The organism is Paenibacillus sp. FSL L8-0435, from assembly GCF_037965655.1.
Classification (GTDB): domain Bacteria; phylum Bacillota; class Bacilli; order Paenibacillales; family Paenibacillaceae; genus Paenibacillus.
The window spans coordinates 365,918-389,724 of record NZ_CP150185.1 but is presented as its reverse complement, the minus strand read 5'-3'; the positions used below and the strand labels follow the sequence as shown (position 1 = coordinate 389,724).

Genomic DNA, 23,807 nt, shown 5'->3' with positions numbered 1-23,807 from the left:
CGAATAACACTTTTAACTATCATTCGAGATGTTCAGAGATCTAATGATCCTCAACCTGAACACCTTCAGTTAACCTCGCCCAATCGGATTGCAAATGACAACCTACGTGCTCCGTTCACTTCAATCCGTGCTTCCTTCAGCAACCCATTACGGGAGGCCACGACCTGCTCTTCCAGATGAATATTGGCCCCCTGATCCAGTGCTGTCGATTCTACATACGCTCCCCGATACTCCGTTCTCACGCTATGATCCGTATGGGTAATTACCGCCTGTTCACGACCATCATGGAACATCAACGGAATGAGTGCCCCTGCTGCCGCGATCTCACCTTCGAATTCATACGTTATGGTCAGCAAGTCTGCCTGTTGCACATAATGGGTACGCAATGATTCAATTCCGGGTAATGGACCGACCCATGTCACGGCAAAAGAATTAACCTGATGCTCTCCAAAGTCTTCTGACGCTCTTTCCGCCAGATGTTGCTCCACTTGATTCCGGGTATCATGGTCCACTTTCTCATACACTATTGAACCTCCTCCCTGAGCAGGGTCTAATCCAACATCCCGATCATATGCCCCACCGGATGGAATCCCTTCTGCAAGACTGTGCCATACCCCATCTGGTGTCTTCCACGCAGGACAGTAGCTGAGCGGACGCACTGCCCCTTCGGCAAATTCCGTGAATCCGGCCTGCACATGGCTGGCGGCGGACGGACCAATCAGACCAGGTAACCCTGTCTGCTGAATCCGTACCAAACCAGGGATCGTATACGGATCATTCATCGCCGTGTGTAATACCAGTTGCTGACCAGGTATGGAAGCAATCACCGTTTCGAACCACCCATCCGTCTGCAAAACCCTACTGCCCATCTCGGAAGGAAGGTACACCTCGCCCACATCGTCTCCCGGATCACTGAGACAAGCGTGGGCCAGCGCTGCTGCCGTCCACAGGTTGTAACAGGTGTGGTTGGTATAGACTTCATACCCGTGCCGATCTTCAGGCGCGTATTCATTGCGTACAATTTTCAAGCGTCCATCATCCATCTTCCAGCGCTCAACAGCAGCAAAACACCGATTGGCCGCACGTGCAAAAGCACCCGCCATCACCGGATCTCCCGCCTCCAGAGCCTGCGTTGCATGTGTAGAGCATACATAAGCTGCGGCAGCTTCATTCCACTGATGCTGGGAGCTGCGACCACGCGGTGGAATCTCACCTAGCGGCGAGAGCGACAGTAACGAGCTGAAGGCACCATGGCGCAGATGTTCACGTAACGTATCGGCAGTGGTTCCTTCGTAACCAGCTTCAAGCATCACCCCAAGGTGATAACGGGTGGCAATATCATAGGAAAATGGACAATTCGGACGGTCCAGCGGTCCATCCTGATACAACCCAAGGGCCGTAAATCGGGGCAGATGGTAGGCTTCCAGATAACGATCCATCCACGTTGTACCCTCATTCGCCAGCTGTTCATGCCACCGCAGATATTCACCAGAGATCATAATGGCGTTCCAGTTAATCATGCGATTGGGATTGTTCATCTTGCTCATCGTAAATACATAATCTTGTTCAGGACTGATCGTCTTGAGTGCCTCAGCCCAAATCTTCGCTTGTTCCGGCAGATATGACTTCAACAACATATAAGCTCGCATCATGAGCACTGGATAAAAATCAGGATGATTGTCAGGTACGCTACCGTTCACCACGGCATCAATGCTCTGTGACAGGGCTGCCGCTGCGGAATCAAGCAGACCTGTACGCCCTGCGTCAACCAGAACTGCTGCCGCCATCGCATAGGCTGGTGTAGCATAATACCTTTCCACACCCGAGAACGGGTCGATAATTGCACCCTGGCTGTCCTGATATGGTGTATAAGCACGAACAACACTTTCAACAAGTGCCAACTTGCGCTCCCGACTCCAGCCGTCTGCCGGAGCAGGGCCCGCTTGTTCTGCCAATGTACGGTAACGTTCGAGTTCATCTTTCCATGGATACGTGGACGCAGATGTATATTTACTCACGCATGCTCACCTCGGTTTCTCCCATTTTCGGTTCAATAATGAAGCGCACCTCACATACCGTTTCAAGCGGATTAGGGCGTTCTGTCCGAACTTCCGTCTCATCAATTGCACCTGTCCATGATAGTGACGTCCGATAGAATGTGACTGGAACATTGTCATGATCAACTGTGTCTATTGCCTCCGTAAGGACTTGCCACTGGTTCGCATCATACGTCATATGGACCGTTCCATGTACACCTTGCCAGCGAAGATTACCGCTCATCACCACCTCAGGTTGTACTCTGCTCATCCATCGCTCCACAACACTCGAACATCCTGCATCTGAATCGTCCACCGAAGAGAATCGTTCTGCCGAAGACACCATCCTGCTCTTCCAATGAAAATGGTCAATCAGATGCAATTCTGCTCCATTCCTGCTACCGCCAGAAGCCATCTTCCAATGAAATTGGCGCGTATAACGAGCCAGTGAAGCAGCTCCAGAGTAAGCGGATGTCAGATCCAATGTTGTATTCAGCTCACCGCCACCCTCTGCCAGCTTTGCCTCTAACACATGGGCTTGCGCTTGTCGGCCCGAACTTTGCTCCTGGCCTTCAATGAGCGGAACGTTATGCCCGGATGACGAGATGTGTAACAACTGCTCTCTGTCTGGTGCAAAATACGCTTGGGTATACAACCCTGCTCCTGGATCACACAGAATATTCTCACCACCGCAATGGATAATGAACTGCCCCAGATCATTATGGTTGTGAGGTTCATCGTTATGTCCACCTTTAACGGAAATAGCCACATGAAGAGGTCCGCCGTTTGTACGTTTTGTATCTGGAGAATCAAGCGAGCCTTTTGCAATCATCCAACCCAAATTTTGAAAAATAAATCCCCGTTCAGCCTGTGAAGAGGCACCTTCATCACCATACATTTTCGGGTCGCTCCACATCACGTTCCGCAATAGATGAGCCCAGCGATGACAGGGATCTTCGGTAAACAGTGGAATATGAAGTGGCAAATCCACCTGCAACCCAACCCGGGACGCGAGCAGGGAAAGCAATCCGGAAGGGATCTCTTCCTTCTCGGCACTGTCCGAATAATTCACATATGTGCCGCCCGACAGATGCACTCGCAGCGGGAAGGCTGCGATGGCTGTTATTTTGGAACCCGTCAGCAGATCTAGTTCGCCCTTACTGTACTCACGAAGCATCTCGGCATAATAGGTGAAATAACCGAAGCCATATACCCAATATCCAATGCCTTCGGCACAGCCGCCATCCTCGCCATAACCGCTCAGGAAGGCGTCCATACAACTGACTGTTTGGCAGATCGATTCCCGTAGTGTTGGCTCATCTTCCAACAGCAACAATGCAGCCATGCCACAGCAGCCACCACAGACTGCCGACCAGTTGTGATCCGCTGTCTGCCAGTGGAACTTCCGCTGATCCCGGTAAAGCGGAGTGAAGATTCGCCGCTCGGCTTCGAATCTGATACGCTCTATGACAAGGCGATCCAGGCGCTCGGCGTGAATCGTTACAACTTCGGCCAACATATGTACCGTCTCTGCGGCGAACAGATCGATGTTTCCATCTACCTGATCGACTTCTCCCGTACCCAGATGCGCTGTCAAACACCACGTATACTCACCACATATGTCCCACAACATATCTTCCAACACTTGCATTGCATTCGGCCTAGACAGGTCCAATGCGAGCATCGTCACAGCAGCCAGTCTGCCCCTTCGATCGAAATAAGCCTCTTCATAGGCTTTCCGCTCACCCGTATCGCTGAACTGTCGATATAAACGGAACGACAAGGAAGGCATGGGTTCTTTCAAGGCACGTTCACCGTAAGCCTTCAAGTCTGTGTATAAGATAGCCAATTCAGGCCGGGATAACTTCTCCAAGAGTCTATCGGCACTTAAGGAACTCCATATTCTGTTCTCAGTTCCACGTTGGTTTATATTTTCATTTTCGACTTCATGAATGGAATCTTCCACTGGATTCACCACTCTTCGTTAATGGATTGTCATACTCACATTATAATGTAATCGATTTCATTTTACCGGATATGATAGCACTTTTGAAGAATTATCCATTAAAACTCTTTCCACGACGTTACTTCCTTCTCCTTCCCAACACAAAAAAACGAAGAACCTTTGTCAGGTTCTCCGTTACATTCTGCCTGTCACCACAGGCTTTTATGGCTATCTTAATCCTGAATACCCATTCCTACTGCCCATATCGTAACTGTCCGCTGTTGTTATTACACAATCGCAAGCGAAGAATTCTGTACAACAGACAACCATTGACGTGCAATCAGCTCATGACCTGCCGCGGTTGGATGTACGCCATCCCATAACCAGTATGCTGCATCCGCCTGTTTCAGAGCATCATTAAAAGTCTGCTGCAACGGCACCCATACAGCTCCAAATTCTTCAGCAAGACCTTGAGCCAGTTTCTGATATTGACCGATATACTCTTCCCAGGCTTCCCATTTCTCCGCGGTCGCTCCGGTTCTGAGAATAAACGGCTCCATCAGAATCAGCCCCGTATCCGGCATCACTTCCCGTGTTTCTTCGAGCAAATGTCGATACGCCCGTCCGAAACGATCCGTTACCCCGCTAGGTTCACCATTCATCGTGCGCCAGGCATCATTAACCCCAATCAGGATGCTGATCAGGTCCGGTTTTAGACTAATGGTATCTTCATTCCAGCGTGCGTACAGATCGGATGCCCGATCCCCGCTGATACCTCTGTTATAGAACGTCTTATGCTTGCCCGCCAGTTCCATACCCAGTTTGCTGGAGATCAGATACGCATATCCGTGTCCGAGAAAATGATTCGGATCATCATTGCGTGATCTTCCCCCATCTGTAATCGAGTCTCCCTGAAACAATATAACGGATGGACTTGTACTCATGATTGAAATCGTTCCTTCCTCTTGGCAAAATGGAAATACTGAACACCTCAGTCTCCATTTTATCCCTTTCGGTCACAATAGAAAATAGCGTTTTCATCACTGAGGGTCGCCATCTATGAATCTTTTGGTTCTTTCTCCACATGGCCTCCGCCTTGATAGGCTGTCTCGTCGTGTTTATCGGGTACGCCCCTAAGCTTTGCCTCTTCCCACAGTTCGGCTGCATCATCCTGAGGACGGTATCCAATCTTCTGTGCCAGGTAGCCAATATCATAGTAATTGTCTGTATTCGCTGAAGTCCCGTACAGATTCAGATATTTCATATCTGAATCGGCTTCAATACAGCACTCAGCGAGCTGGACCATGTCCCTTGGTGAGATCCAGATATGAGCCGAGCGCTCCGAGTGCGGGTATGTATCACCTGAGAAGTTCCCAATCCGAATGTTGAATGAGGACAGGTCATATTTGTCAACGTAATATCGTCCCAGCAGTTCAATATAACATTTGCTAAGTCCATAGAAGCTGTCCGGCCGATACGGGTCATCCACTTCAATATCTTCCCCTGTAGGATAGAAGCCTGTCGCATGGTTGGAACTTGCAAAGATCACCCGCTGAACACCATTCAACCGTGCGGCTTCATACACATGGTAGGCTCCGGTTACGTTGATCGGCAGAACTTTGCCCAGAAAATCTTCCTCATCCTTGGCCCATGCAATGTGCAGAATGGTGTGAACCCCCTGCATTAGTTCCTTCAGGCGTTCCCCATCGGTCACATCCATGGCTACAATGCCAGCTTCCTCGTCTTCTCGCAGATCAGCCGCAATGATGTCATACGCACCCTTGGCTCTCAGCCCCTCCAGCAGACTGCGACCAATCACTCCGGCAGCTCCCGTAATTAACAGTTTTCGCTTCAGTTCACTCATGAATCCAGCTCCCTTCGCTCAGATAGGTTATCTGTCCTCTATAGAACAGTATTAACCGATCAGTCGAAGGAATTACCGGATTTTACAATACAACCTGCAACTATCCAATCCAATATCGCAGTATCATCATAGCCACAATACCAACCAATACGGTTCCAAGCAGACTGCGTGTCCAGATAGCTACTGCAATCGTAGGCAGGGATGCCCACAGAGCTGCATTGTGCGTAATCGGCACTAACTGGTTGTCTGACATGAACAGTTCCTGACCAATTAGCGCTGCCATGACCGCTACAGGTACATACTCCAGCCAGCGTAACAACCACATTGGAATCTGTATCTTGCTGAACAGCATCAGTGGCAGTACACGCGGGATAAATGTTAACAGTGCCGAACCCATAATAATCCAGAATACATCCCATCTTACTTCCATCGTTCCATGAACACTCCCATCGTTGCCGCAATGACCGCAGCCACAATGACACTCATGCTGCCAAGTGAAGCCATGCTGGCGAAGATTACACAGACAACGGCGATAATCGCCACATTAATGTGTATTTTTTTGTTTTTGCGATGCACTAACTGGAGTACAACCAGTCCAATAAACATGGCTGGCAGAGCATAATCGAGACCCAGTCGTTCCGGATTGGTGATCCAGCGTCCAAAGTACGCTCCAGCCATATTAGCCACGAACCAGTTCAGATATGCGGTAATATTCAGACCGTGCATCCAGCGTTCACTCAGCCTTTCCCTGCCAATTGCACGTGTCATCGCGACGCCAAAAGATTCATCGGTAAGCAATGAACCAATCCACATATTTTTAAGCGGGGTCAGATGCCGAAAATATGGTGATACAGCTGCACTGAGCAGCAAATGACGAAGATTCACAAAAAATATGGTGAACATGATTGCTACTGCTGACCCATTCGATGCGAGCATGCCTGCTGCAATGAACTGAGCCGATCCTGCATATAAAATCAGGCTGAGCAGAGCTGTTTCCGCCAGACTCAGACCTGCGGTCATTTCAATGACACCCGCCGCAAAGCCAATACTTAAATAACCAAGCAGGGTTGGGATACAATCTTTGACCCCCTGCATGAATGTAGCCTGATCCTGAACCTCTTCCATGTTCTCCTGTCCAGATATCTGTAGTGTACTTTGGTCCAACTGCCGTACAACCCCTCTCCAATTTCTGTCCCCATAAACCGATATATATGGATGAGTATTAATTCAGGTGCATTTTTCGTACCACATTAATTCAGAAATATACCACAAGATGTGCACTAAGGGAGAGACAGATTACTTTTTATAGAACAGATGTAATCCTAAATACCTACAAAATCGAAAAATATTATCGCATAACTCATAAATCATGTTGAATAAACGCGAAATTTGTCATACGATAGCACCAGAAACTTCTGGAAAGGATGGAATGAATATCTTTTATCAGATGGGCTTGTCCACTAGACATGGGGATGGGTTACACAGAGGGGGAATGTGTATGAAGAAAATTCGTAAACAAGGGGTCAAAAGAACAATGCAGATGAGAGAGAAACTGATTTTGTCATTTGCCATTGTATTGCTCATTCCAACCATTAGTCTTGGCATTATCTCGTTCCAAACAGCCGATGCCAAGGTTGAAGAGAAAATGTATGAGAACGCGATCAGTAGTGTTACTGTGCTCAACCAGACCATTGACCAGATCATTGGTGCAACACGCAAAAATGTTGATTTCCTGGCAAGTCAGCTGGATGCAGGCAATGTCGGACCCAATCAGGGTGACGAAACAGATACCATCCGTACCTTGCTCGACGCGTATAAGGAAACACATGATGACGTGGAACTTGCCTCCATCGGTACCGATCAGGGCGTGTATATTAACTCCCCTGTAACTGCGGTGAACAAAGAAGGATATGACCCGCGCGAACGCCCGTGGTATCAGGCTGCTACGCAGAACAAAGATGTCCCTACCGTAATCACCCCCTACTTATCAAGCAATACCGGCAATGTTGTTGCTTCGGTAGCTCAGACCTCAGCGGATGGCCATGGTGTCGTCTCTGTCAGCCTGTCGCTTGAAGCCCTCTCGAAGACGGTTAACTCCACGAAGATCGGCGAGAAGGGTTATATCTATATCATTGATAATGCCAATAAAATCATTGTACATCCTACCGAGAAACCGGGGACCGAAGGAACCATGGCACCCTATAAAGATATTTTTGCACAGAAAAACGGAAGTCTGACCTATACACTAAATGGAAACCAGGAACACGCCTTTTTCTCTACCAATGAAACGACGGGCTGGACCGTGGTTGGTGTCATCGACAGTGGGGAAGTGACAGCATCTGTCCGTCCGATCCTATACACCACACTTATTGTTGTAGCGATTGCAATTGCGGTAAGCTCCATCATTATTTTCTGGATTGTGCAATCCATCACCAAACCACTGAACCGCTTGGTGAAGGCATCTGACGAAATTAGTAATGGTAATCTGACTATCGAGGTTGCGGTATTAGGACAGGATGAATTCGGCAAGCTGAGCACCAGCTTCAATAAGATGAGCGAATCCCTGCGAACCGTTATTCAGGACGTGCGACACACGGCTGATGAATTAACCGCCTCATCCACACAATTGGCAGTCAATTCATCGGAGACAACCAAAGCAACTGAGCAAGTCGCCTTGATCACAGAAGAATCCGCAGCTGGACTTGAGAAACAAGCAAGCAGCCTGAAACATACGGCACTGCAGATGAATGAGCTTGCTGGAGGTGTGGGACAGGTAACGAACAGCACACAGCAAGTATCCGAAGCTGCCATGCAAGCAAGTGAGCTCGCGGATAAAGGGAATGCGACCATGCAGACGGCCGTATCCGAGATGAGTTCCGTCAGTCGCTTTGTGCAAGGAATGGCAGACACCGCTGGACGACTTGAACAGCATTCCACATCCATTGGTGAGATGGTATCTGTCATTACAGATATCGCTGCACAGACCAATTTGCTTGCTCTCAATGCTTCTATAGAAGCAGCACGTGCAGGTGAGCATGGACGCGGCTTCTCCGTTGTTGCCAGCGAAGTCCGCAAGCTCGCGGAACAATCCAGCCTGTCCGGACAGAAGATTGTAGAGATGGTCGGAGCGATTCAACAGGAGATTTCAATGGCCAATCACAGTGTGCAGATCGGGCAACAGGATGTAAGCAACGGCATTCGTGCCGTTCAGTTTGCAGATGAAGCTTTTGCCCAGATTAGTGAGGCTGTCGGGGTCGTTAATCATCAGCTTGAGAACATTGCAGCCGCCTCACAACAGATGTCTGCAAGTACAGCCGAAGTGGTGCAATCCATTGATCAGATCCACGCCATATCGGAAACCAATGCCGATGGAACGGAGAACATCTCTGCTGCTACGGAGGAGCAAGTGGCTTCCATGCAGGAGATATCATCCTCTGCTGACTCGCTTGCCCATCTGGCTCACAAGCTGCAGAAGCTGGTGGAACAATTCAAGCTGTAGTCGTTGAACTAAAGATTGTTTACACTAACACTACGATGACAGAATAACCTTCCAATCGCTGTTATCGTGCAAATGATTGGTTCAACTTATATAACAAGTAGTCTGTAACACCAAAAACCCCTTTGCCATCACATTGGCAAAGGGGTTTTTGGGTTATATTTGAGTTATAAGGAACGGGAATTCTAGAAAGGAAATATCCCTCCTATTCAGCAGATTGCTTTTTATCTCCGTGGTATCCTTGATCTCCGTAGGGCTCTAACTGTTCAAACCAGCGATTCAGACATTTGGCGAGTGCATCTTTGGAATCGTTATACGGGTTATCGTCTTGTTTCAATGTCTCCAGCACCTCGATTACAAACGCATTCTCTCCATATTCATTCCATTCAGCCTGCAACTTTCGATTCAGATGACTACCCATCTGTAACATGAACCGTTGTCCGTTAATGGTTTTCAGGTTAAGTGTGCTATCGATATAAACTTTGCCGTTACGTTCATTCCGAATTTGGTAGACGCCCGCTTCCGTTTTGACTTCTTTGGCCTGTTCCTGCAATTCTTTGCGACGATTCATCTTCTCCTGCTCCCTCTTTTCTTTGCGCTCCGGTTTTCCAACTTCGGCGCTCTGTTGTTCTGCGCGGCTTCCCAGCCAATACTGACTGCCGTCTGGCTCACGTTCCAGCAAGCCATAGTCGATGAGATACCTCCGTATTTCCACGTAATCGTCATGAACTTCCTTCAACAGCTCATTGACCTGTTTCTCGGAATATTTGTGCTCTGTCTCGAATCGTTTGGCAATCTCGATGAGCACGATATATTTATGCTTTTGCTGCATTTGAAACGTCGTCAGCGGACCACCGGTACCCTCTGGAAAAAATTTATTTAGCACCTTCTCCCGATCCTGTACTGTAATATCAAATGAATCACGATGGATTGTATGTCCATGTCTTGTCACCGGTGACACCCATTCGGCTGGAGCCTGGGTATCCTTACTTTTGAGAAGTTCCATTAATGCCAGGAATATTTTGGCCTGCCGTTCCTTTTCCTTTAATACAAACCGATGATTCCGAATCGTGGAGGCACTCCCGATACCAAGGGCCTTTTGTACTTCAGCATCCTTCTTTCCTTCATGAAACTGGGCCAGCAATCCACGCTGGACATCAGACAATCCGGTTACGCTTTTATCCAGCTCCAGCAAATATTCAAATACCGATCCATGAACCTTCTCAATATGCACTCGCATATAACGGGCTGCCTCATAGAGCACTCCTTCTTCAGGATAGATAATCCCGGCTTCCGTCCTGTATCCGCAGCAGACACATATATAGGCGGGACCCTCCTCCGTATAACCACGCTTGATCTCTTCCAATGAAGCTGTTTGCAACCAGGATTCCGATGATTTCATGTAAAAGCTCCTTTTTATCATTGTTATGGTCATTCCAAACGTATATTAATCAAACATATTATATTTTTGTTTGTTCATTTATAGATATAATATAATTCAGTTTATAATATGTCAACATAATGGAAAAGGATACTGTGTATGAAGACACAACGGATACCCCTTTGTTCAACAGAAAAAAGACCGCAGGGTCGCAACCCTGCAGTCTCATCTCAATACCTGTTACAACTTAAAACGTTCAATCATGCTTTGCAGATCTTCAGCCATACGTGACAATGCTGCCGAAGAAGCTGCAACCTCTTCCATTGTAGCCAACTGCTCTTGAGCCGCCGCTGATCCATCTTCCGTTCCAGAGGCAATTCTGTCCGACAGAACCATTGTATCATTTACTGCCTTGTTGACATGACTCATGCCACCATCAATTTGACGGGAAGCCGTGGATACTTCTCCAGCTTGCGCAGCCACCAACTGTACCGCAGTACGAATGTTATTGAATGCTTCGCCCGCTTCTGTAACCATCTGCGAACTCTTCACCATGCCTTCTCCCGTACGGGCAAAGGTGGATTGTACCGCATTGGTTTTCTCCTGCATCTCATGCATAAGCTCATTAATCCGCTCGGCTGAAGCGCCTGAACTGTGAGCCAGTGTCTTCACTTCGTTGGCTACAACCGCGAATCCGCGCCCTTGCTCGCCAGCTCTTGAAGCTTCAATGGATGCATTCAAAGCAAGAATGTTTGTCTGCTTGGCAATGGCCGTAATCTCGGCCACAATCACAAGAATCTCTTCATTTTTCGCGCGTAGATCCTCAATGACCACAGACATGGCTTCGCTCTCGTCATTCACCTGCTGAATATGGGTAACCGCTTCTTCCACGGTAACCATGCCCGCTTCCGACTTCGTGGAAGCATCCAGAGCGATACGAGCGGTTTCTTCAGCACTTGATGAGATTTCTTTCACTCCAATGGACATTTCGCCCACGAGTTGGCCTGTAGCAGCAAGACTATTGTTCTGCAAATTCGTTCCCGCTGCTGCATCCTGCATCAGTTCTGCCACCTGTTCCGTGGCTTTGGATGTCTGTTCAGAACTTGCCATCAGTTCTTCAGAAGATGCTGCCAGCTGGCTGGACGTATCATGTACTTCTCCAAGCACACTACGTAGTGAAGTCGTCATCATATCGAAACTTTCTCCAAGCTGTCCGAACTCATCCTTACGCTGCAAACCTACACGTACTGTTAGATCCCCTGCGCTAACTTGGGATGCTGCCTGCGTTAATTGCAGTAATGGCCGGTGAATGCTGCGGATAATGAATATAAGCAGAATCAACCCAATAACCAATGCAGATGCCACAATCGTAATTGAACGGATCAAAATAGGCATTACAGCTTCCGTTGCTTCCGAAGGAACCATCTCACCAACAATTTTCCAACCTGTCACCGGATTAGTAAAATATACAGCTTCCACTTCGTGACCATCATATGTATACTTCACCGTTCCACTTTCCTTCGTATACATCTCATTAATGTAGCTTTCATCCGACTGTGTACCGGATTCAATATTGTAGTGGAACAGGAATTTACCCCCGTTATCCAGCATGTACAGTTTTCCTTCTTTACCAATACGTATCTGATCAACGGATTCTTTCAGATGATTGAGACTGACATTGGCTCCGAATACCCCTTTGCCGTCAGCCAGCTTGACCGCTGCGGTCACAACCCATTCGCCCGTCGAAGCCGACTGGAACGTATCCGAGATTACCGGTTCATCCTGGGACATGCCCATCTTATACCATGAACGTTCTCGAGGATCATAATTCTGTTCCTCGGATTCAGGGGACTTCATCCAGCTGCCATCTTCGGCACCTGCGGTAAGTACACCCAGTTCCTTATGATTCTGAGACATCCGATCCATCTGCCTTTGCAGTGCAGGGGATTTAGTAATAATATCGTTTGAAATCATACCCGCAGCCATCTGAGCTGCGTTATCCTTCTCCATATCGAGCATTTGATTTATCTGCAGACTAAGCATTTCTGTTTTGGCCTGTGCGGAACGAATAATCTCCATTTTAACCTGATCAGCAGCTTTTTGATAAGACAACCATCCCACGGTAATGCTCGGTACTATCAGGAACAGGAGCAATGCAGCAATCAGGCGTTTTTTTACGGTTAAAGTAAACCAATTTCGAATCCTTTTCTTCATTTTAACTATCCCCCATCATAATCTTCACCCATCCTTTTATCGGACAATCGCTGTAAAAATATTATGTATAGATACTAAATTAGTACAAATTTAATTTAAATGATCTGATCAGATGTTATGGATTATATCCGCTTCATCGTTTTGACCCTCTACCCGAGATCGTTTACAATGCTCATAAGCTGGTTATTCATGAAACGATTGGAAGGAGAGGATTCAAATCTTACGCAAGTCAAATGAAAGACAACGTATTTCCACAGTATATTCATCCATGTTCCGCATTCTGTTAGCGCTCATCCTGTGCACAGGACCGATTCTGGGACAATCTGGTATTACGGCATCCGCAGCGCAGGCAACGCAAGCAGTTCACATTGAAGTGAATGGTGAGCAACAATCCTGGAAGAACGCACCACTTATCATCAAAGGTTCAACGTTTGTTCCACTGCGGGATGTGGCCACATCGGTTAAAGGCACGTTGAAATGGGATAATCGTACCAAGACGGCTACCATTACCATTGGCAGAGACAAGCTGATCCATCAGGCTGGCAGCAATTCCATTAAAGTAAATAAGGTCGATCTGGCTACAGGTGTGAATTCACGTACCGTTAACGGTACGTTGATGGTACCTGTCCGGGCAATGGCTAATGCAATCAAGGCAGACATCAAGGTCCAACGCACAGCCACGGGGCAGATGAGTGTAAATATGGTCACTGATCAAGTCAGCTTGCTGAATAGCGAGGTTGCCAGCGTGGATACATATCTGCGCGAGATCAACTATCCAGGTATGGCTCTGATCGCCCGCGATGGTGAAGTACTTCTAAAGCAAGGCTACGGACTTGCCGATGAACAGACGCTGAATCGCCCGGATCAGAAGACACGAATCGCATCACTAAGCAAATCCTTAACGGCCGCGTCCATTCTGAGTCTCGTGGAGAATGGTAAGATTAATGTGCAAGATCCAATCTCCAAGTATATCTCTGGTATACCGAAGGGAGATCAGATCACGCTTCATATGCTGTTATCCCAGACTTCAGGTCTGCCATCCGCATTTGGTCGGGGTGAAGGAACTTCTATGGAAGAGACGGTAGAAGAGATTCGTCACAAAACGCTGAAGTTTGAACCGGGGAGTGCCTATCTGTACAGCAACAGCGGTTATGTTTTGCTTGCATATGTCGTTGAACAGGTATCTGGCATGAGTTATGCCGATTACGTGCAACAGACGATACTGAAACCGCTTGGCATGAAAAATTCAGGAGAGGCTTCCCGTAAAGTGCATACCATTAGTGGTTTTGTTCAAAAAAATAACGCATGGGTAACTGCGCCTTACTATGTGTCTCAATCCGGGTCAGGAACCATCTATTCCACGGTGGACGATATGCTGAAATGGGATCGTGCGCTTTATACAGACCAGATTCTAAGCCAGGATACGATTGAGCAGATGTATGAGCCTTATTCCGATAAGAACTACGGCTACGCCTGGATTCTTAAAGAAAACGGCACGAATCGTACCGTCTTCCATAACGGGAGTGGCGGCGGGTTTGCCACAGCTTTTTCACGTAATCTGTCCGATGATATCACGATTATCCTGCTCGGCAACCACGCAGGTATGGACATGACTTCACTTTTGGATGAAGTTGAGGCAAAAACAGCCAAAGCACTGCAATTGCAATAATTTTATTGTCATAAAGAGTAATTGGAGACGGTCCTTCAACAGGATCGTCTCTTTGTTCTAGATACATCCTCAATTCCGACTTCGAATACATACATCTACTAGAAATCCCATCAATGTCCAAAAGAATACGTGCTCATCTATAAATAAATTAGATAATTTAAGATCAAAAAAGAAACATTTTTACATTTTTACCGTTCATACTATATAGGTATATTTTGGAAGTAAGCTATAGATCTAATACTAGTCGAGGTGCATAATGAAGAAAACCATTTTACTACTGTTTTTGAGCCTGTTCTTACTCGTTTTGCTCCCTCATCAGGGAAATGCCGCTGCAAGCACGTCGAAAATCTTTATGGATGGAGAGGAATTAGTCCTCCCAAATGATGTACAGGTGAAGATTATCAATAAAAACGTGATGATCCCGATTCGTGTCGTTGCCGAAAATTTGAAATTCAAAGTCGATTGGAACCAGCAAGCACACACTGTAAAAATCCAGCAAGATCAACAGATCATCTCTCTAACCGTGGACCAAAAACAAGCCATGGTTGCTGACAAGCAGGTCACCTTGAACACAGCACCGCAAATTTTGAATAAAACGCTGGTGGTGCCCATTCGATTTGTCAGTGAACAAATGGGGCTTACGGTAAAATGGAACAATCAAGACAAGATCGTATACTTAACAAACACCAGCAAAGAACCTGCTGTCGACCCTGGCAACAGTTCAGGGAAAGGGGACTCCTCTTCTGTCGCTCAGGTTACCGATATCCAATTTGCCAACAATCAGCTCGTCTTATCCACGGATGGGACCGTTCAGCCGGTAGTAACGACCCTCAAGTACCCTGATCGTCTGGTTGTGGACTTGCCTGGAGCCACCTTTGGTGATATCTCCCAACCACTGGATCAAGGACTCAATGGCAAGTTGGATGTGAGCGGTTATCCCAATGTGACGGAAGTGAGATATTCGCTTTTCAAACGAGATCCAGGACAAGTTCGAATTGTCGTAGAATTGAATAATGTGATGGATGTCCAGTACACCCAGAATGTGATTGCCGACAAACTGATTATTGATCTGAATGTTGCGGGAGACAACATCGCACCTGCTCCTGTCACTCCAGTAGGCGATTCAGGACGCAAGGTCGTTGTGATCGATCCAGGACACGGTGGCAGTGACCCGGGGACGATCAGCATCACGAACAAACCCGAAAAAGAATACAACCTGGCATTGGCTCACAAAGTACAAGCCCTGTTGCTCAATGAGCCCAATATCGAATTGGTGATGACTCGTGAAGGTGATACCTATCCGACCCGCCCTGAGCGTGTTCAACTCGCCAATCAATTAAATGCGGATGTATTCGTATCTATCCACGGCAATAGTGTGAAGTCTGCCCCCCAAGCGACAGGTACGGAGACATATTATTATCAACGCAGTAACAGCAAGGAATTAGCCAATATCATTCATCAACGTTTGGTGAAAGCCATGGGTCTCAGAGATCGTGGTGTGAAAAATGGCAACTTGGAAGTAATCCGAGACACGACCATGCCTGCAGTGCTTTTGGAAGTGGGATTCTTAAGTAATGTGCTCGATGAAGAACTGATGTCGTCCGAAGTTGTTCAGACGAAAGCCGCTCAAGCGATAGCCGATGGAATCAAGGAGTATTTGGGCCTATAAATCATCAAATAAATCAGATGAAGGAAGTGATTTTTTGAATAAGAAGCTAGGTTGTGCACTTATATTAACATGCTTGATCCTTATCGGAGTTGGATGTGCCCAGAAGCCAGTGAACGAATCCGGTTCGAATGAACCTGCTGTTCAGGGAGGACAGGCGCAGTCACCAAACCCATCCGAACCGGAGGTGGATCTGGGCACAATGAATACACAAGTCATCGATGTATATTTGGCAGATTCTCAGGTCCTTGAGCTGGAGAAAACAGAACAGAAAATTGAATACAAGGATGATTCCGAAAAATATGAAAAAACATTCGCAGCGTTGCAAACGAACACCGATTCAGATCTTGTTTCCCTCTGGGAGCAGGTGGAACTGCTCTCTGTCCAATATGCTGAGGGTACGGTGACTTTGGATGTTCATATCCCCGCTGAAGCCAATCTCGGTACCAGTGGAGAAATGCTCGCATTGGAAGCTTTAACAACAACGATGTTTCAGTTTGATGAAGTGAAGAGCCTGGATATACTGGTGGACGGTGAAGCCGTTGATAGTTTGATGGGTCATGCCGAACTGGAACACCCCATTCATCGCGAATCCTAACTGATCAAACAACAATGGAAAAAGAACGTCCCCAGGGACGTTCCAATCTGACGCATCAATTCGATTCATGCACTATTCACACATATAGCTCGTCACCAGCAGACAGTGAATGTATAACTGTTCCCGGTGACGGGCTATTTCTGAGCAAACCTTCTTTTAATCGGTCCGTCTCTGCCCGGTCAGCATGTACAAGGACCGTATGTCTTGCTGGAACCTGATGCAGCATCCGTTCAACATCCTTCCAGCCCTGATGCACTTTATAACGTATTTTCCGCACTTCACATGCTCCATACTTTTCAGGAACCCGTAGCAGCTTATCAGCAAATGTATCATGAGCAACATGCCCAGTGAGCAGAATCAGATTCTCCTCCCTGTCCGATAATTGACTATAGTACCAACGGGCAAGCGAGGACTGCATCATGCCGTCCGGAATGAACCATAGCGAAGCAGCATGATGTTCCAACAGTTGTTCCCGCTCTTGGGTGGTTGTAGGTAGATCCCATCCTCGTCCGGTCAGAAAGCAATCGATTTCGTCTTTCAACGAACTTCCGATGACATGCTCTCCCTTCTCCCTCAACCAATACGGAACATGCATAAGCTGCTTCATACCGTCCACCAGCCCTTGTTCCACTACGATTGGAATAGCCGGGAATTGTTGCTGTGCCCACAGTATGATCTCCTGTCCACGCCCTACGACAGGCATGGGTAAGAGCACCTTTCCACCTTGAGCAATCGTCTGGCGAATGGCTCGTTCAAGCTGTTCCAGTTTGTCGGCCTGTGTATCCTGGTCCGTACCGTAGGCCGCATCAACGATTGCCAGATCCACCAGTCCGACGGAAGATATTGGCGCAGCGTCTGCTACGTTTGCTCTGCCTGCTCTGACTGCTCCATCTGCTCCATCTGCTCCATTGGATGAGAAATTCCTCTGCTTCATGGGTATCTCCATGGATACAAGTGTTCTTGACGACGCTTCTGATGCAACAGATGTCTGATCTTGTGACGTTATGAATTCTCCAGCCTTTTGCCCACTGTTTATAACGATTAGTTGCTCCGTACCCCACCGCTCGCTGCTCGGAGCATCGGACACAGGATTCTCACGAAGCATGCTTTTCTGCCAGAACGACTCCGCTGGACAATCCTCCTGTAAAAGCATTGATTCGGACGTGTAGTCCCCGGAATAGAAAATCCGCTTACCTTCCATTTCAACCCCAAACCACACCGATCCAGCCAGATGTCCACTCCGTCCCCACATCACTTTTACTTCGGGAATCGGTTGGAACCAGGTTTGGGATACGACCTCATCTTCCAGATACCGATAACGAATAGCCTGCTCATCTGCTTCATCGTATGGGAGCTTCTCTCCGACACGTTCTGCAAACCTTCGCCAGTTGGCAAAATACGTACGCAGCTGCGCCCTCGTCTCTCTCGTCGTCCACACTTCACCCTGGTAGCCCATCTTATACAACAAAGGGATGGCGACCGAATGATCCTCATGGGCGTGAGATAACAGGACCGCGTCCAGTTGCGGGACAATCTCCGGGTCAATAAGCGGATACTGGCCTGTGCCTTCTTTTTTCACACCACAATCCAGCAAAAGGCGAAACCGGCTCCCGCTCAGGAGATAGGCGGAACGTCCATGTTCCCCTGCACCGCCCCATACGTTCAGTTTGATCATGATGCATTCCACTTTCTCTTTGAATTCAGCAGTTCGATTCCAAGCAGCATCAGCACCGTCATACCTACAGTTACAACGGCCATCGCCATGCCAAGTGATACCTGACCTTGTTCAAACTGCGCAAAAATATACGTAGCCGACGTCTGCATCGACGGTGGAAGAATCAACAACGATCCGACCAGTTCCCTTGTTGCAATCGTAAAGGTCATCATCCAGCCCGCCAACATGCCGGGCAGGATCAGTGGGATCAGGATGCGCCGCAGAATATACAGCGGCTTCCCGCCAAACACTTGCCCAGCCTGGAACAACGTTCCGTCAATCTGGGTAAAGCTCGATTTTACATACTGCACGGTGTAAGGCAAGAAGAGAACAACGTACGTGAGCACAACCATGCCGTAGGTGTTATACAACGTGACTGGCATCCAGGGTGAGTTCCAGAACAGAATCAGTCCCACCACCATCACGATGCCCGGCACTGTATTAGGCAACAGACTGAACAAGTCAATCACACGCTGCATGAATGAAGATGATTTGCCGATCGCGAGTGCAAACCCAGTACCGATAATAACAGCAACGGTTGAAGCCGCGAGGGATAATCCCAGACTATTCCCGATCGCCTTCATACTCACCGAACCCCAAGATAACAGCTCCTTGTAATGATCCAAGGTCAGATTATCAAAAGCAATCCCCGATCCCCGTAACTTCATGGTCGAAGCGGCAATGATGGAGAAATATGGGATACCTATCGACAGGATCAACAGAATTGCAAGATACGCCCCACACAACCATCCTGCTCCGCCACGAAGGGAATATCGCTTCGAACGTTGCCCTTTGCCACCCACCAGACGATACGTGAACTTCCGGCTCATGGCAGACTGCATATACCACATCACCAGACAGACGGATAGCAGTACCGATGCCAGCGAAGTCGCCTTACCGAAGTCAATCGGCCAACTGGAGATGTACTTATGAATTTCGGAGGTCATGACATAATAGCCAATCTTTCGCCCAAAGGTTGCCGGTGTTCCGAATTCCGCAATCGTTTTGACAAAGACCAACATGATCCCCATGCCGTAAGACGACAACAACAGGGGTAAAATAATGCGTCTGAAACGGTATCCTGCTCGTGCACCGTGCACGGCTCCCGCTTCTTCCAGATTGCCACCGATGCGGATCAATGCATCTCGAAGCAGCAGATACAAGAACGGGAACAGGTGCAAGCTCATGATGAGCACCATGCCCCAGAAGCTGAAGAACAGCTCACTCCAGCCCGCAGATGAGGGCACCCATTGCTGGAGATATCCCCCTTTTTGCATAAACAGAATCCAGCCCATCGAGCCGATATACGGCGGGGTCATGAACGGAATCATCAGGATTACATCCACCCAGCGATGCTCGCCCATCCGAGTCTTCGCCATCATCCAGGCCAGCGGCAGCGCCAGCAGCGTGGTTACCGCTACAACGCAGATACCAAGCCAGACGGAGTTCAACAATACACCTGATAGATGATGACCTGTAATCGTGCGAATCGGAGCCATCCAGTCCCATTGTCCGTCCGGATACACACTTTGCCAGAAGATCAGCAAGAGCGGCACACCAATGCTTATGGTCAGCAGAAAGAGGGCCAGAATTACGCCCACTCTCCGAAAAATTCGGTTGTTGTCCATTCCAACAGGTTTCACTACGTTCACCTCACATGACTTTCCACAGACAGCAGGTATTCCTTTTGCCTAGTTGTCTCTATCCTATTATTTAAAAGTCTCGGAAAAACGCGCCGCTGTCTCTTCGCCATGTTCGCTCATCCAGTTCCAATCCACTTTGAGTTGTGGGATATCCTTCACATTGGCACGGTTAGTCGCTTCAATGTCTTCACGGCCCGGAATCAGATAGGCATCTGCAACGAGCTTCTGTGCTTCATCGGATAACAGGTAATCAATGAACGCTTTGGCGTTCTCTACATTTGGGCTGGATTTCAGAATCGCTGCCGGTCTTGGGCTGATTACCGTGCCTTCCTCAGGATATACGATATCCAGTGGTTCGCCTTTTGCCTTGGAGGAATACGCCATGTAGTCCACACCTGCCGCTACGATGCTTTTAGCACCCGTAATGACCGGATCCAATGCTTCCTGATTGGCGCCTGCCATCGCTACACCATTCGCTTTATAGGCACTCAGCAGATCCCATCCTTTTTCACCATTCACACTCAGGTATCCTGTGATGAAGTCGAGTGCTGAACCTGATAATGTAGGGTCGGGAATGTTCACTGCATCTTTCCACGCAGGCGTTGCGAGCTCTGCCCAACTTGTTGGTGGTGTAGATACCAGTTTGGTGTTATATACAATACCCAGTGCAGAAGCACTGCTGCTAAAATAGTTGCCCTCTGCATCCGACCAATCCTTGTTCAGCTTGTCTGCATTGGCTGCTTCGGGGTAAGGCATAGTCAGTCCATCGGCTTTCAGAGCCTGTGCGGAAGGCAAGGAAGCCAGAATCACAACGTCTGCAACCGGATTGGATTTCTCTGCTTCCATACGAGCCAAAATTTTGCCTGTCGTTCCCTGGAACATCTCAACTTCGATCCCTGTTTTGTCTGTAAATCCGCTCACGATATTATCCGCCAGCTTCTGTGGGCCAGCACTGTACAATACCAACTTGCCGCCAGCCGGTTTCGTTGTTTCCGCCGCCGCTGCTGTGTTTCCTTCACCTGCAGGTTGTGCCGCGTTGCCTGTGGTCGAGTTCCCTGTGCTACATCCGAACAAACTGATACTCATTACCGCTGTTAATAACAGCATTGCGCTCTTTTTCCGTGTTTTCATACCCAACATATTCGTCCATCTCCCCTGGTTTCTTATAAAATGTGTACTCCTGCTTCCAACTGCGTGCTCGTTCAATAATTTAGTATGCCACTGCGATTGCTTCGTTCTGCTTCACACTCGGGTGGTCATAACCGTCCATTCGGCATATCTGCTCAGGGGTTACATAGAGCTGCACCCGCTCCCCGACGCGCACCCTTTGGTTCATATAGGCTGTCCATACGCCCAGCCCTTCCATCTGCACTCGTACTTCATAACGCTCACCTACATAGCTGACACTAAGTACCGTCCCCGGATAACACAGATCATCATGACCTGTTTTGTTCCAGGTGACATGCTCTGGTCGCACCATCGATTGATTAGGCGTGAGCCAGTTGGACTTTCCGATAAACGAAGCGACATACGGATCACTTGGCGCCGAGTAGATCGTTTCCGGGCTTCCCTTTTGCAATATCCGCCCCTTCTGCATCACCACAATCTCATCCGACATCGACATCGCTTCAATCTGATCATGTGTGACGTACAGCGCAGTCAGTCCCATGTCTCGTACCAAAGACATCATCTCAATCCGCATCTCTTCCCGAAGTACAGCATCCAGTGCACTCAGTGGCTCATCGAACAGGATCACACCAGGTCTGACGGCTACGGCTCTGGCAAAAGCAACCCGTTGCTGCTGTCCACCAGACAACTGATGAGGATATCGATCTTCCATGCCTTGCAGGCGAACCATGCCAAGTGCTTCGTTCACCTTTTGCCGCAGATCAGATTTCTGTTTTCCGGCCTTCAGGCCAAACGCTACATTTTCGTATACGGTCATATGCGGCCATAATGCAAAATCCTGAAACACCATGCCCAGATTACGCTTGTGTGTTGGTATATCAATCCGCTTCGCCGCAGAGTAGATACACTGACCATCTGCCCGAATCTCCCCCGCGTCCGGCTGTTCCAGCCCGGCCAACATGCGCAGCAATGTTGTTTTGCCACAGCCCGATGGGCCGAGCAGGGTCGTGAACTTTCCATGTTCAAGCGTTAGATCTGTCGGCAGCAGTGCGGGTGTTTGATTAAATGATTTTTGAATTCCCGTTATCTCTAATTTCATAAGCATCCCTGCCTGTCTTCTGTTACTTGATCTCTTGCACTGTTCTCAGTCTAACGTCCGCTTTCGCGAGTTGTATGTCTTGTATGTAAAATTGGAATTAACTTTTTAGATGAATTCTGTTGATGTTCATAGATTAAATCTATAGTAGGTGAACTAAATAAATTTTCATGTTGTCGCTCCGATTACAGCACCATCTTCCGATCGCTGTTATCCCCAGATTTCTTATATTCCCTTTATGAAGGGAGAAATCCGGGGATAAAGGCGAAGCTTATGCTTCCGAAGCAGCTTTCTTCCAGAAAGCTTTTGGCTTCGCTTCTTCAGATTGGTTCTGTACTCTCCGTCTTTATGAAAACATTAGATCATCTTATATATTGGGGCTAGTAGAAGTGAGAGGAGTGTTGGGACATTGAATCTGATCAAACTACAAATTGTTGAGCTGATCGACAAACATCATCACATGACAAGCGTGGCCGAGTTACTGGGGATCAAACAACCTACCGTTACATTTCATATGAAGTCATTGGAAGAAGAGATGGGTGTGCGATTATTTGAATCGCGTAGTGGAAAGACATTTTTAACCGAAGCCGGACAGGCTTTGCTTCACTATTCCGTCAAAATCAATGCTTTGACCCAAGAGGCAAGGCGGGTAGTGAAGGAATATGACAGTCTCTACCGGGGCACCCTGCACATTGGGGCAAGCTATGTACCGGCCACATATTTGCTGCCAACCATACTCAATACCTTTTCTCAGGAATTCCCGGGCATTCGTATCGTCCTATCCGTCAAACCATCACCTGTTATTCGCGAGATGTTAATTCGGCATCAGATTGATCTGGGCGTGATCTCTTCCGAGCCATTTGTTGGACCCGCCCTGCAAGCTGAGACGCTGTGTGAAGACGATCTGGTATTGATCTGTTCTCCACAACATGGGTTGGCCCAGAAGGATGCATTAACACCTGATCATATTGCTCAGATTCCTTTTGCCCTACATGGCGATGAATCCAGTACTAGACGGTTAACCAACCAATGGCTCACGCAACATGACATTCGTTTGCGGAGCACCGTGGAGATGGATTCCCTGGAAGCGATCAAACAGCTCGTGTTAATCGGAGGGCATGTCTCATTCATGTCTCGGATGGCGGTACAGTGGGAGGAACAGCACGGGCTCATTCAAGTTCTTCCCATTCCGGGAGAGCAGGCACCGCGCCATATATACACCGTACATAACAAGGACCGCCACCCTTCCGTTCAGGTAAACCGTTTCAAAGAAGTGCTGCGAGAGGTGAGTCATGGCTTCCCCATTTTCCATGGCTGATTGCCCTGATCCGCTATAAACTATCGTTTGCCATTCATC

The 23,807-nt window shown here is 48.1% G+C and carries 17 protein-coding genes; 5 read left to right on the top strand and 12 right to left on the bottom strand.

Annotated elements, in window-relative coordinates:
- Positions 1-65: 65 nt before the first annotated feature.
- The 6 genes from NST33_RS01880 to NST33_RS01855 form a co-directional block, all read right to left on the bottom strand.
- Positions 66-2,018, bottom strand: coding sequence for a glycosyl hydrolase (locus NST33_RS01880; protein WP_339306535.1), 1,953 nt, complete (start codon positions 2,016-2,018; stop codon positions 66-68).
- Positions 2,011-3,909 (bottom strand): heparinase II/III family protein, encoded by a 1,899-nt coding sequence (locus NST33_RS01875; RefSeq protein WP_339306533.1) that lies wholly within the window; start codon positions 3,907-3,909, stop codon positions 2,011-2,013. The genes NST33_RS01880 and NST33_RS01875 overlap by 8 nt, the downstream gene beginning before the upstream one ends.
- Positions 3,910-4,268: 359 nt before the next feature.
- On the bottom strand, positions 4,269-4,925 hold the full coding sequence (locus tag NST33_RS01870; protein WP_150365255.1) for an SGNH/GDSL hydrolase family protein: 657 nt from the start codon (positions 4,923-4,925) through the stop codon (positions 4,269-4,271).
- A 113-nt stretch (positions 4,926-5,038) separates the two neighbouring features.
- Positions 5,039-5,836, bottom strand: a complete 798-nt coding sequence (locus tag NST33_RS01865; protein ID WP_221823953.1) for an NAD(P)-dependent oxidoreductase — start codon at positions 5,834-5,836, stop codon at positions 5,039-5,041.
- A gap of 109 nt (positions 5,837-5,945) precedes the next feature.
- Positions 5,946-6,275, bottom strand: a complete 330-nt coding sequence (locus NST33_RS01860; RefSeq protein ID WP_062837141.1) for an AzlD domain-containing protein — start codon at positions 6,273-6,275, stop codon at positions 5,946-5,948.
- Positions 6,266-6,970, bottom strand: coding sequence for an AzlC family ABC transporter permease (locus tag NST33_RS01855; protein WP_036616527.1), 705 nt, complete (start codon positions 6,968-6,970; stop codon positions 6,266-6,268). Before NST33_RS01855 ends, NST33_RS01860 begins: the two co-directional genes overlap by 10 nt.
- A gap of 373 nt (positions 6,971-7,343) precedes the next feature.
- On the opposite strand from NST33_RS01855, the gene NST33_RS01850 reads away from it, so the two are divergent.
- Entirely contained in the window at positions 7,344-9,344 is a 2,001-nt protein-coding gene (locus tag NST33_RS01850; protein WP_221823781.1) for a methyl-accepting chemotaxis protein, read from the top strand.
- A gap of 202 nt (positions 9,345-9,546) precedes the next feature.
- Here NST33_RS01850 and NST33_RS01845 read toward each other — a convergent pair whose 3' ends face one another.
- Entirely contained in the window at positions 9,547-10,743 is a 1,197-nt protein-coding gene (locus NST33_RS01845; RefSeq protein WP_339306529.1) for a DUF2087 domain-containing protein, read from the bottom strand.
- Positions 10,744-10,962: 219 nt separating this feature from the next.
- On the bottom strand, positions 10,963-12,936 hold the full coding sequence (locus NST33_RS01840; protein WP_221823777.1) for a methyl-accepting chemotaxis protein: 1,974 nt from the start codon (positions 12,934-12,936) through the stop codon (positions 10,963-10,965).
- A gap of 268 nt (positions 12,937-13,204) precedes the next feature.
- Here NST33_RS01840 and NST33_RS01835 point away from each other — a divergent pair, with 268 nt between their 5' ends.
- The 3 genes from NST33_RS01835 to NST33_RS01825 all read left to right on the top strand — a co-directional run bounded on the left by NST33_RS01835 (position 13,205) and on the right by NST33_RS01825 (position 16,869).
- Positions 13,205-14,605 carry a serine hydrolase gene (locus NST33_RS01835; RefSeq protein ID WP_339306527.1) on the top strand — a complete coding sequence of 467 codons (1,401 nt, stop codon included), beginning with the start codon at positions 13,205-13,207 and terminating at the stop codon, positions 14,603-14,605.
- A 256-nt stretch (positions 14,606-14,861) separates the two neighbouring features.
- Positions 14,862-16,274 (top strand): N-acetylmuramoyl-L-alanine amidase family protein, encoded by a 1,413-nt coding sequence (locus NST33_RS01830; RefSeq protein WP_339306525.1) that lies wholly within the window; start codon positions 14,862-14,864, stop codon positions 16,272-16,274.
- Positions 16,275-16,308: 34 nt separating this feature from the next.
- The gene (locus tag NST33_RS01825) at positions 16,309-16,869 is read left to right on the top strand and encodes a GerMN domain-containing protein (protein WP_339181333.1); all 561 of its coding nucleotides are present in this window, start codon (positions 16,309-16,311) and stop codon (positions 16,867-16,869) included.
- A 76-nt stretch (positions 16,870-16,945) separates the two neighbouring features.
- Here NST33_RS01825 and NST33_RS01820 read toward each other — a convergent pair whose 3' ends face one another.
- The 4 genes from NST33_RS01820 to NST33_RS01805 form a co-directional block, all read right to left on the bottom strand.
- On the bottom strand, positions 16,946-18,544 hold the full coding sequence (locus NST33_RS01820) for an MBL fold metallo-hydrolase (RefSeq protein ID WP_339306523.1): 1,599 nt from the start codon (positions 18,542-18,544) through the stop codon (positions 16,946-16,948).
- Positions 18,541-20,211 (bottom strand): iron ABC transporter permease, encoded by a 1,671-nt coding sequence (locus NST33_RS01815; protein ID WP_221823952.1) that lies wholly within the window; start codon positions 20,209-20,211, stop codon positions 18,541-18,543. The genes NST33_RS01820 and NST33_RS01815 overlap by 4 nt, the downstream gene beginning before the upstream one ends.
- Before the next feature lie 81 nt (positions 20,212-20,292).
- A complete protein-coding gene (locus NST33_RS01810) occupies positions 20,293-21,366 on the bottom strand; it encodes an ABC transporter substrate-binding protein (protein ID WP_339306521.1) in 1,074 nt (357 codons plus the stop codon).
- Between the two features lie 70 nt (positions 21,367-21,436).
- Positions 21,437-22,453, bottom strand: a complete 1,017-nt coding sequence (locus NST33_RS01805; RefSeq protein ID WP_221823770.1) for an ABC transporter ATP-binding protein — start codon at positions 22,451-22,453, stop codon at positions 21,437-21,439.
- A 406-nt stretch (positions 22,454-22,859) separates the two neighbouring features.
- Between NST33_RS01805 and NST33_RS01800 the strand changes: the two genes are divergently transcribed.
- Positions 22,860-23,768, top strand: a complete 909-nt coding sequence (locus NST33_RS01800; protein ID WP_076216600.1) for a LysR family transcriptional regulator — start codon at positions 22,860-22,862, stop codon at positions 23,766-23,768.
- The last annotated feature ends 39 nt before the right edge of the window (positions 23,769-23,807 follow it).